The 12,150-nt window shown below is 59.1% G+C and carries 4 protein-coding genes; 2 read left to right on the top strand and 2 right to left on the bottom strand.

What is annotated here, in order from left to right; translation table 11 throughout:
* Nucleotides 1-67 precede the first annotated feature (67 nt).
* A complete protein-coding gene (locus H4317_RS01190; RefSeq protein WP_185888379.1) occupies nucleotides 68-2,806 on the bottom strand; it encodes a 4-alpha-glucanotransferase in 2,739 nt (912 codons plus the stop codon).
* 258 nt (nucleotides 2,807-3,064) lie between these two features.
* Here H4317_RS01190 and H4317_RS01185 point away from each other — a divergent pair, with 258 nt between their 5' ends.
* A complete protein-coding gene (locus H4317_RS01185) occupies nucleotides 3,065-8,230 on the top strand; it encodes a translocation/assembly module TamB domain-containing protein (protein ID WP_185888378.1) in 5,166 nt (1,721 codons plus the stop codon).
* Between the two features lie 75 nt (nucleotides 8,231-8,305).
* Nucleotides 8,306-10,666 (top strand): translocation and assembly module lipoprotein TamL, encoded by a 2,361-nt coding sequence (gene tamL, locus H4317_RS01180; protein ID WP_185888377.1) that lies wholly within the window; start codon nucleotides 8,306-8,308, stop codon nucleotides 10,664-10,666.
* A 60-nt stretch (nucleotides 10,667-10,726) separates the two neighbouring features.
* Here tamL and H4317_RS01175 read toward each other — a convergent pair whose 3' ends face one another.
* Entirely contained in the window at nucleotides 10,727-11,743 is a 1,017-nt protein-coding gene (locus tag H4317_RS01175) for a LacI family DNA-binding transcriptional regulator (RefSeq protein WP_185888376.1), read from the bottom strand.
* Nucleotides 11,744-12,150 lie beyond the last annotated feature (407 nt).

Below are 12,150 nucleotides of genomic sequence, written 5' to 3'. Positions count from 1 at the left end.
TAAAAAGAGCCCTGTCGATGCGACAGGGCTCTTTTTTAATGAATAGGGGCCAGAAATGCTACAACACTCAGTAAGACTTCACCCTACCGCTTGACGTGTTTAGTCCTAAAATTTCATTACTAAACACAGATTTTTTCAACAGCTCTTCTAAGGGGAGGTGTAGCCGGTATTTCCAGAAATGGGTCGGATTAGCCGGCACATTGATCTGCTCTTCGTGCGAATCAGCCCGACGTAAGGTAGCATCCGTAGCCAGCAGGTCCTGTAGCGGGAAAATGGCCCACATAGCTGGCGAGTGCAGATGCTGCACAATGATTTCGCGGGCTACCCATGGCTCGCACTGGTACGGGGCCTGCTCGCCCCAGTGGCCCAATATGGTTTCGAAGAAACGCTGGGTGGTAGCGTGGTCTTCTTCCCACCAGCCGCGCAGCGTGCTCATGTCGTGCGAACCAGGACTCACCACCGACAGATAAGGAGCCGCATCGGGGTGGCCAAACTCTACTTTCGGGTCGGAAGGCATGCGCTGAATGTTGAGACCCAGCATGCCCAGCGCCTTCATTACGCCCGGTACCGAGGCCGGCACCATGCCCAGATCTTCGCCGCAAATGAGCATGTTGGTGGCGTAGCGCACGGGCGGCAGCTTGGTAAGGCCCTGCTCCCGCCAGAAGTTCTCGTGGCGCCGGAAGAAGAAGTCGTTGTAGATGTCGCGCAGACGGTGCTGATCCTCCCCATTCAACTCCCGGAACGATACCGATTTGTCTACCGTGATGCGCGGATGATAGTGGTCGGGCCGCAGGTCGTCGGGCACGAACAGTACTTCATTGGCAAGGCTATAGAGGCCGGTGCGCAGCCATTTGTAGTGGTCGGTGTTGGCGGGGTCCGCGGCTATTTTCTGCTCAAACACGGCTTCCATCTGGCGCTGGGTACGCACGTGCTCCTTCAGCCGGATGGCGCCGTAGCCGGCGTCTTCCATAAACTCGTCGAACACGACCTGCGCCTGCCCGTGAAAGAGCTGCTGCACAATATGCCAGCGGATATACGGCTCGCAGAGGCGACCATAGTTGAACCAGCCAAGGCGCTGCTCTATTTCATGCTGATGCAGCGGCAGAGCCGGGGAGAAATGGCCCAACAGGCCTTCCACCGAATGCCCTGGAATTTCCCAGATGCGGAAGAAGCCCAGAATATGGTCGATGCGCAGGGCATCGAAGTAGCGGGCCAAGGTGCTCATGCGCTGCTTCCACCACGCGTAGCCATCCTCGGCCATTCGTTCCCAGTTGTAGGTTGGGAAGCGCCAGTTCTGGCCAGTCGTAGAGAAGTCGTCGGGTGGGGCACCGGCCTGCTGGTGCATGTGGTAGAGCTCGGGCTGGGTCCAGGCGTCTACGGAATGGCGGTAGATACCAATGGGTAAGTCACCTTTGAGCACCACCCCGTGCTGGCGGCCGTACTCGACGGCATCAAGCAGCTGCTTGTCGAGGTGGAACTGGGTGAAGAAGTGTAGCGCTACTTCATCGAAGTTGGGCGCATCTTCCCGGATCAGCTCCGCTACTTTTGCCGGAGTCCGGTACTCTCCGGGCCACTGCTGGAAGTCGGCGGTGCCGAACTGGTCCCGCAGCGCGGAGAATACTGCGTACGGCTCCAGCCACGACTTCTGCGCCTCCCGGAACGCCAGGAAGGCCGGGTCGGCGAGGAACTGCTTTTTCTCCTGCTGATACAGCAACCGCGCAAACTTCCACTTCGCCTGCATCACCGGCTCATAGTCCACGAAGTCTTTGGCATTCAGCTGTTCGCGCAGCTGATCTAGTTCCTTTTGCGCGTTTTTATCCTTGAGCGGCGCAATACCTTCAAGGTGGAGGTATTGCGGATGCAGCGCAAACACCGAAATGGCCGCGTACGGATACGAATCGACCCAGGTGTGCGTGGCTACGGTGTCGTTGATGGGCAGAATTTGCACCAGCTTCATGCCAGTAGCCACGGCCCAATCTACAAGCAGCTTCAGGTCGGGAAACTCACCCACGCCCAGGCCGCGCTGGCTCCGCAGTGAAAACACGGGTAGCGCTACGCCGGTGCCGCGCCAGGTGCTGGGGTAGCGGAAGCCTTCATCGGCGCGCACGCGCAGGGTACTGCGGTCCTGGGAAGGCGGCAGAATCCGGTCGTCGCCGGTTTCCAGCAGCACGATTTTCTTCTCCGTCGGGTCCCAAATACCATACTTATACTGCACAGCCCGGTCGGGCTGTTCCAGGGCCACTTCGGCAGTCCATGTGGGGTAGTCAGCATCAGAAAGCAGCACGGCTTTGCGGGCATCCCAGGCACCGAGGGCGGCATCGGAACCCAGCACGCACAGCTGGTGGCCAGGCTCTACGCGCGGGGCAGCCAGCTGAAACCGCACTACCGCATCGGCAACGCGGGCGGCTTTGGCTGGCTTAGCCGCTTTGGCAGCGGCCGGCCGGCGGAGCAGTGCTTCTGTGAAGGCCGACGTAAACAATTCGTTTTCGGGCTGGGCCGGGGCACGCCAAAAGTCTTCCAGCACGATGCGGCTGAACTGGCTGCCGTCGTGCCGGACGCTGCGGTTGGGGCCCCATTCCCAGTGTTTGCCACCATCCTGGTCGTCGAGCAGGATGTACTTATATTCCACGGTGCCGACTACGTCATCAGGCAGGCTGATTTCGTGGCTCCAGCGGCCAAGCTCAGGGTTGTATTGCAGTGAGAGTGCGTGGTCGAGGTTCCATTGGCCAAGGCTTGGCTCAGAACCGCACACTACCAGCCGCTGGCCCCACGCGGTGCGGTAGGGCAGGGAAAAACGGAGAATCATGGGGCGAAAAGAATAAGTCCGAAAGATAAGTAGCTGCCGCGGTATTGTGCGCTATTGGCCATAATCTGGCTGGTGCCGGCGCTACCCGGTCAAACCACCATCGGGTGCCATGAGTGTAGCGCTACAACGACTTAGCACGCTTTTTCCCAACCCCAGGGCCATTTCTACCGTTTGGTTTTCATTGAACCCTAACTGTGTCTGGTTATTACTACTCTGCCTACTTACGCTCGTCGTGCGCTGTATACTATCCTTGGGCTTGTGGCTTTTGTGCTGCTGCTAGTCGTCGGGATTGTAGTTGCCTTACAATTTCCGTCGGTGCAGGACTATGCGGCCCGCAAAGCGGCTGGCTACCTACAAGATAAAATTGGCACGGAAGTCCGGATAGCCAAGTTTCGCACCGATTTCAAGCACGCTCTCAGTCTCGACGGCGTGTATATCGAAGATCAGCAAGGCGATACACTGCTGTCGGTGGGCCACTTGGGCGTCGACCTGGACCTGTGGGGCCTCACCAAATCAGAAATCAACCTGAAGTCCTTGGAGCTGAACGACGGGCGGCTGGCCATCAAGCGCACCGAGCCCGACAGCGTATCGAACTACGACTTCATCGTGAATGCCTTTGCGGCCGGCGACACCACCACAACCACGCCGGCCGACACGACCGGCTCAGGCTTCAAATACGACATCGGCGACCTGCGCCTGACCAACATTCACCTCACCTACGACGACCAGGTGGAGGGTATGAACCTGCGCACGAAAGTAGGCGAGCTGGCCGTAGCCATGGATGCTGTGGACGTGGACCAGTCTATTTATAAGGTGGACGAAGCCACGTTGCGCAACACTAGCATCAGCATTGCCCAAACCAAAACTGCGCCGCCGGACACGGCCGTAGCGGAACCACTGGCCCTGACGTTCGGACTGAACCGGGCGAACCTGAGCAACGTCAGCCTCACGTATAAGAACGACCCGTCGGCGCAGTTCATCAGCACCCGCGTGGGCGAGGCCGAAATTACGGCCGACAACATCGACCTGATCAACTCGCGGGTAGCCCTGAACACGGTGAAGCTACGCAACACCAGCATTGCCTACGCCCAGAACGAAAACGTACCGGTAGAAAAGCGCCTCGTGAATCCGGCCGAAGTGGTGCGCGACCTGAACGATGCCGTGGAAGGCGCCACCGGCCAGCCCGCCAACTGGGTAGTGACCCTGAACCGCTCCGACATCAGCGGTGTGGACGTGGCCTTCGACAACTTTAACGAGCCGACGCAGCGCACCCGCGTGCCGGCCATGGACTACAACCACCTCAAGTTTACGGACCTGACGCTGAACCTGGAGAGCCTGCGCTACTCCGAAAACAGCACCACCGGCCGCATCAACCAACTGGCCGGTAAGGAGAAAAGCGGCTTCCAGGTGCAGTCGGCGAAGGCTGATGTGGTATTTGACTCGGTGCAGACGCGCTTGACCAACCTCGACCTGGTTACGCCGCACACCCGCATCCGCCAGACGCTGGGCATGCGCTACAAGAGCCTCGATGCGCTGGCCGATATGAAGCAGTTGCCCAACCTCGGTATTGAGGGCGACCTGCGCAATGTGCGCCTCGGCTTCCGCGACATTTTATATCTGGCCCCCGACCTAGCCGGCACGCCGCCGTTCAATACGGGTCCCAACCAGTCTATCCTGCTGAGTGGGCGCGTGAGTGGGCGCGTGGGCGATATGCGGATTCAAGGGCTGGAGTTTGTGGGCTTCCGCAACACCATCGTGAAGGCCAGCGGCCGGATTCAGGGCCTGCCCGAAACAGACCGCCGCCTCTACACCGACCTCAACATTCAGCAGTTCACGACTACTGAGGCCGATATCCGCAGCCTGGTGCCTAAGGGCACGATTCCGAATGAGTACCGCATTTCGCCGCGCATGACGGTGGCCGGCACGTTCCGGGGCCGCCCTACAGCTATGCTGTTTGATGCTGACCTGCGTGCTACCACCACTTTCGGGAATGTAGCAGCGAAGGTGGATTTGGGCGCCGGTCCGAAAGGCCAGGAGCCTATTGCTGCCACCTTCAGCACCCAAAACCTGGACGTGGGCAAAATCCTGCGCGACCCGACCATTGGCAAGGTGACAGCCAACGGCCGCCTGAACGGCCGCGGCGGCCTCGACCCGAATATGCTGCGCGGCAAGCTGACGGCCAACGTGCAGCGCGCCACCTACAACGGCTATACCTACCGCGGCATCACAGCCAACGTGGACATTGACCGGAACCTGTACGTGGTGGATGCCCGCAGCACAGAAGACCCCAACCTGAACCTGGACCTGCTGGCCACCGTGAACCTGCGCGACGCCAACAACCCGAGCTACACCGTGGACCGCCTCAACCTGCGCGGCGCCAACCTTACGGCCCTGGGCTTCTACACCGGCGGCGACCTGCGCGTGCAGGGCGACCTGACCGCCAAACTGCGCGGCTCCGACCTAAACACCATAAACGGCACGTTCTCCGGCAACAACATCATCATCGTGCGCGACAACCAGCCATTTGCGCTGGACTCGGTGCGGGGCAGCATTGTGCAGGTACCGGGCCGTACCGAAGTTGTGTTCAACTCCAACATTGTAGATCTGAACCTGAACGGCAACACCCGCCTCGGCGACATTGCCACGGCCCTGCAGGAGCACATCGACCGATATTTTGACCTACCGGACGTGCAATACCGCCCCTCTAAGGCCGACCGCCGCTTCACCTTCGATGCCAACGTGAAAAACACGGCAGCCCTGCAGAAACTGGTGCCCGACCTCAAGCAGCTCACACCGTTCAAACTTACGGGCTCCTTCGACAGCCGCGCCGCCAACCTCACGATGAACACCCGCATTCCACGCATCGTGTACATGGGCTATGCGCTGGACTCGCTGAAATTCAACGTGCAGTCTGATCCGCAAAAGCTGGACTACGGACTGGGTCTGCGTCAGATCAGCCAGGACACCACCCTGCGCATCCCGAACCCTACGCTGGCTGGCAGCATCCAGAACAACCAGATTGGCACCCGCCTGCGCATTGCGGAGTCAGATAGCGCCGAGCGGCTGAATATGGCCGGTGTGCTGCGAGTACTTAACAGTGGCGACGCCTATGCGTTCAGCTTCGACCCCAAGCTGATGCTGGACCGTGTGGAATGGGCCGTAACACCTGGCAATGAGTTGCGCTATACTACTGCCACAGGCGCCATTTTCGCCAATAATGTGGAGTTCAGCCGCAACAACCGCTCCTTGAAGCTGCAGACCCTGCCCGGTGCGCAGTATCCGCTGCAGCTAAACATGCAGAACCTGGAGCTAAACAGCCTGGCCCGCGCTGCTGGCATGCAGGATTCGTTGGTAGCCGGCACTCTGAACGGTCAGGCACTGGCCCTGAGCCTGGGCCAGCCCCGGCAGGCCTTTACGGCCGATGCTGTGCTGAGCAATCTGGTGTATAATAAGACGGTAGTAGGCGACGTGACGCTCAAAGCTACCAACCCTACCCCCGACCGCTACAATGTAGATGTACGCCTCACCAACCAGCAGGGCACCGACGTACGGGCCGTAGGTTACTACCTGGCTACTCCGCCCGACCCCATCCGGTTCGATATAACCGTAAACCGCTTCGATTTGAAGGCTGCCGAGCCTTTCTCGGTCGGGCAGCTACGCGAAGCCACGGGCGGAATTACGGGCAACATGGTCGTGACGGGCACGGCAAGTAAGCCCATCATGAACGGCACGCTCACGACTACCCAGGATGCCGGCCTGACACTTACGCAGCTGGGCTCCGACTTCCGGATGCCCGGCCAGACCATCAGCTTCGATCCGCAGGGCATGCGCTTCGACAACTTCACCATCCTCGATTCGCTCAACAACAAAGCGGTGGTAGACGGCCGCATTCTGATGCCTAATCTGGCCGACGTCAACACCTACCGCTTCAACCTGAACGCCACCACCGACCGGTTCCTGGCCGTGAACAGCCGCGCCACCGACAACGAGCTGTTTTATGGCAAGCTGGTGCTGGACTCCGATACCCGTATCAGCGGCAACATGAACCTGCCGGTGGTGAACACGCGCGTGGTAGTGGTGGAAGGCTCCGACCTGACCATTGTGGTGCCCAACGATGAGGCCGGCCTGGTAGCCACCGACGGCATAGTGGAGTGGGTAGATAAAAGCGCCCCACTCGATACGATGCTGGCGCGCCAGGTAGCCCTGGATTCGGCCAAAACCGCCGCCGGCTTCGACATCACAGCCCGCGTCACCGTCAACGACAACACACCCTTCACACTTGTTATCGACCCAATTTCCGGCGACAACCTGAAAGTGCGGGCAGCCGGCACCCTCAATACGGCCATTGACCCAGCGGGTACCATTACCCTTACCGGCCGCCTCGACGTGACAGACGGCACCTACAATATGTCGCTCTATGATCTGGCGTCGCGCAAGTTCGACATTGGGCAGGGCAGCTCTATTATATGGAGCGGTGACCCGTACAACGCGCAGCTAAACATTGCGGCTATCTACAACGTGAAGGCCGCCCCAGCCGAGCTGCTGGCCTCGCAGGGCCTCGCCGACGAAACCCTGAACGCTGTGGGCCGCAACCAGTTGCCGTTCCAGGTGTTCCTGAACGTGACCGGCGAGCTGCTCAAGCCTATTATTGGTTTCGATATCAAGCTGCCAGAGGAAAGCCGCTCGGAGTTGCGCGGCCCAATTGAGGCCCGCCTAGCCCAATTGCGCCAGCCCAGTGAGGTTTCGGAGCTGAACAAGCAGGTATTCTCGCTGCTGGTCCTGAACCGCTTCATGACCGATGACCCGTTCAAGAGCAGCGGCGGCAACATCGTAGCCGACCAGTTGCGCGGCTCGGCCAGCCAAGTGCTTACGCAGCAGCTCAATAACCTCACTGGCTCCTACCTGTCCAACCTGGGCGTGGAGCTAGGCGTGAACTCCTATGCCGACTACAGCAGCGGCGCCGAGAAAACCCGTACCGACCTGAACGTGGCCGTGCGCCGCCAGCTGCTCAATAACCGTCTTACCGTGCGCCTCGGCACCGATGTGCCGCTGGGTGGCGGCAACCAGGCTAGCCAGGGACAGAATCAGGCCGGTATCAGCTCGTTTGCGGGTGATGTGAGCGTGGAATACAACGTGCTGGCCAATGGTCGAATCCGGTTGCGGGCCTTCCGCAACAATGCTTATGGCGACATCGACGGGCAGTTTGTGCGCACCGGTGCTTCGCTCATCTTCCAGCGCGACTACCGCGACCTGGCCGACCTGTTCAAGGGTATTGACGACGTGGTGAAGGAAGAAGTGAAGCAGAACCGCCGCCAGCAGCGCCGCGAAAAGAAAGCGGCCCAGGACTCGACGCAGACCCTGGCCTCGGACCAGCGGCGCGACACCACGCGTGTAGCCGGGCGCCCCACCACTTCCGGCCGCTAGCAAGCCTTCCCGTTTCAGGCGTGGTGTCCGCCGGCACTTCTTTCCAGTATCCTTTTCCAGAAACCAGCTCTGTTCATGCCTTTTAGCTCTTCCTCCCGTTCCGAAAGTCGTCCGGCAGCACGCCGGCTCCTGCCAGGAAAGGCCGCGGGGCCATGGCTGCGAAAGTGGGCCGCCCTGAGCATGCTGGCACTGTCGGCGGCTTGCTCGGGCACCAAATACATTCCGGAAGGCAGCAAGCTCTACACCGGAAGCACTGTGAAAGTGCAGTCGGAAGCGCCGGTCCCAAACGAAAGCGCCTTGACGACGGAGTTGGAATCGGTTATTGCGCCAAAGCCCAATGCCTCTATCTTGGGCATGCGGCCCAAACTCTACTTCTGGAGCCTGGGCGAAGGCAAAACCAAAGGGCTGGGTAAGTGGCTGGCCGACAAGTACGGTGAAAAACCGGTGCTGCTGAGCGAGGTAGACACCCAACGGGTGAAAAACCTGATGGCCAACCGTCTCAACAACAACGGCTATTTCAAGCCGGTGGTCCACAGTAAGGTGAAGGAAAAGGGCCAGACGGCCACCGTCGATTATCTGGCGCGGGTAGGAAAGCCTTACCTGATCAAGGAAATTCGCTATCCGGAGCGTGACACGTTGCTTGACCGCGCCATTCGGGCCACTGAGTCGGCGTCGCTGCTAAAAGTAGGTGACCCCTACAATCTACAGACGCTTATCAACGAACGAATCCGTATTGATGGCGTGCTCAAAAACCAGGGCTACTACTACTTCACGCCCGACTACCTACTGTATCAGGTAGATAGTACCCTCGACAACCAGGTGAATGTGTACCTGAAGGTGAAAGGCTCGATTCCGAAGCGCGCGGCCCAGCCGTATGTGCTCAACCGCGTAAGCCTGAACACTGACTACTCACTATCGGACACAGCTTCGGCAGGCCGCCAACCCATCATCTACAACAAGTACCGCTACTACCCGGATGAGAAAATGTTTAAGGCGAAGGCCATTACCAACGCCACCTTTCTCTACCCCGACAGCCTGTACCGCCGCCGCCGCGCCGACCAGACCCTGAGCCGCCTTATGAGCCTGGGTACGTTCAAGTTCGTGGATATCCGGTTCCGACCCGCCCGCAATCAGCCCGACTCCGCCGAATACGGCCACCTGAATGCGTTTGTGCGCATGACCCAGGTGCCCAAAAAGAGCCTGCGGGCGGAAGTGCTGCTGGTGAGCAAGTCCAATGGCTTTGTGGGGCCGGGCTTCCGCATTCAGTTCCGCAACCGCTCGGCCCTGCGCGGCGCCGAACAGTTGCTGGTGAACGTAACGGGAGCCTTTGAGAACCAAACCCGCACCGGCACCAACGCCATTGGCCTCACATCCTACGAGCTGGGCGCCGACGCGCAGCTTATTGTGCCGCGTCTCATCACGCCGCCCTTTGATATCCAGCTGCGCAACTCCGACTTTCAGCCGCGCACTACCTTTGGAGCCGGCTATAAATACGTGCAGCGCCTAGACGCTTTCCGGCAGGACGCGTTCAGCCTGAACTACGGCTACACCTGGAAAACCAAAATCACCAACGAGCAGGAGCTACGGCCCATTGACCTGCAATACCTGCGACTGGGAACCGTGTCGGATGTTTTTCAGAAGCTGCTTGATGACAATGCCTTCCTGGCCAACAGCTTCCGCCAGCAGTTTATTCTGGGTAGCAGCTACCGCTACACCTACAACCAGCAGGCGTTGGAACAGCGCCGCAACCAGATGTATTTCAGCGGTGGGGTAGAGTTGTCCGGCAATCTGGCTTACCTGTTCAGTAACCTGACTAGCCAGCCCAAAGAAACCAACCCCGACGGCAGCACGGCCTACACGCTCATCGGCCAGCAGTTTTCGCAATACACCAAAGTAGACCTAGAATTCCGCAACTACTTCCGCATCTCCGCCGACCCCACCAGTGGCAACAAAATTGCCACTCGCCTCCTGATTGGGGCGGGCCTACCCTATCAGAACTCGCGCGTGCTGCCTTACCTCAAGCAGTACGGCATTGGTGGCCCCAACAGTGTGCGGGCCTATGCCGCACGTGGTATTGGCCCAGGCACTTACAAGCCCGATACGGAGAAGCAGACCAATTTCTATGACCAGGTAGGCGACCTGCGCTTCGAAGCCAACGCCGAATACCGCCAGGACTTGTTTCCGTATGTGAAGGGAGCTTTGTTTGTGGATGCCGGCAACATCTGGCTGGTAAACGAAGACCCAGCCCGCGTAGGAGGGAAATTCGAGCCGTCAAAATTCCTGAACCAGCTGGCTATTGGGGCCGGCGCCGGCATCCGGATTGATGTGCAGTTCTTTGTTATCCGCTTCGATGCGGCCATGCCAATACGTGCCCCCTACGGCACGCCCGACGACAAAGCCCCCCGCCTGAATATTGCCATCGGCTACCCATTCTAGCAATTTTTTCCGCCACTATCTCCAGCAACAAGGGCCGCGTATGCGGCCCTTTTGCGTTGTTCAGCTTGCCTGCGTAGACCGGCGCACTACCAGTTGCGACTGAAGCTCCATGCTCTGGCTGGGCAGCACCGGTTTGTTCTTGCTGATGGACCGAAACAGGATCCGGGCTGCTTCCCGACCCATTTCGTAGGCGGGCTGAGTGATAGTTGTGAGGGCCGGAGACAGTAGTGACGCGACGGCCATATTCGAGAAGCTGATAACCTTCACGTCCTCCGGAATGCGCCTCCCCAGCTCCTGGCAGACTTCGTAGCTACACATAGCCAGGCTTTCTACGGAGGCGAAAATACCGTCAATATCCGGGTGCTTCTGTAGCAACTCCCGAATCAGAATGATATTCTCTTCGCGGTCAGGATGGCCCAGCAGAACTAGTTCCGGGTCGTACGCCAAGCCGGCATCACGCAGGGCATCCTCGTAGCCCTGCTGCCGCCGCAGGCCAATGGAAAGCGTATCGGACACGAGCAGATACGCAATACGCTGGCAGCCCGCATCTATCAGGTGCTTGGTGGCCTTGTAGCCACTAGTGCTGTCGTCGGTCGTTACTTTGGTAATGGTTTCCTCGTCGCGCACCCGGTCGAAGAACACGGTTGGGATACCGCGCTCCGTGAGCAGGTCAAAATGCGTGAAGTCAGGGCTTTCACTAGCCACCGATACCAGAATACCATCGGCTCGGCCACTGGCCAAGTGCTGCACTATGGCGGCTTCCCGGCTGTGGCTTTCGTGCGTGAGGTAGACCAGCACATGGTAGTCGTTGGCCCGGGCTATTTCCTCGATACCATCAATGGCCAGCGAGAAAAAGTTATTGGCTACCTCCGGCAGAATCAGGCCAATGGTCTGGCTTTTCTGCTTGCGCAGGCTGCTGGCATACGGGTTCGGCTCATAATTGAGCAGTTGGGCCAGCGCCTTCACGCGGGCTTTGGTTTCAGGCGCAATTTCGTAGCTGTCGTTCAGCGCCCTCGATACGGTGGAGATGGACAGGTTCAACTCCTGCGCCAGCCTTTTCAGGTTGGTTGATTTCATGCGGTAAGCGGCGGGTTATCAAGCTGGAGAGGTTCCGGCTCATGCGCCCGGCCATGTGCGGCGGAAGCAGCATTCTGTCAATAAAGTAACAACCTAATCCCGGATTTACTTCACGCGCGGCAGGCATTCCGGGGGCGTCAGGCAGGTTTTCGGGCTAAATAGCCAAGTCTTAGTTGCCAGCGAGGCAAGATGCTCACCGGAAAATTCAACAGAATCCCGCAAACGTTTTCGTAAATAAACACGGCCCCGTCCTAACCTATCGGCTGGTGAGTGCTGTATTTTCGGTCCCAGTCCTCCCCACAAGTGCTTACTCACTAGCAATGTCCCACCCCTTCTTCCGCTTGGTTGCCGTTCCCGGAACCTTGCTGTCCGTCCGTAGCGTGGCCTGATGTCCTTGTCCAGACTTA

Source organism: Hymenobacter sediminicola, from assembly GCF_014250515.1.
Classification (GTDB): domain Bacteria; phylum Bacteroidota; class Bacteroidia; order Cytophagales; family Hymenobacteraceae; genus Hymenobacter; species Hymenobacter sediminicola.
This window is presented reverse-complemented; position numbering and strand designations above follow the sequence as displayed.

Coding starts and splice junctions, on each gene's coding strand:
- H4317_RS01190 (WP_185888379.1), bottom strand. CDS start 2,806: ATGATTCTCCGTTTTTCCCTGCCCTACCGCACCGCGTGGGGCCAGCGG.
- tamL (WP_185888377.1), top strand. CDS start 8,306: ATGCCTTTTAGCTCTTCCTCCCGTTCCGAAAGTCGTCCGGCAGCACGC.
- H4317_RS01175 (WP_185888376.1), bottom strand. CDS start 11,743: ATGAAATCAACCAACCTGAAAAGGCTGGCGCAGGAGTTGAACCTGTCC.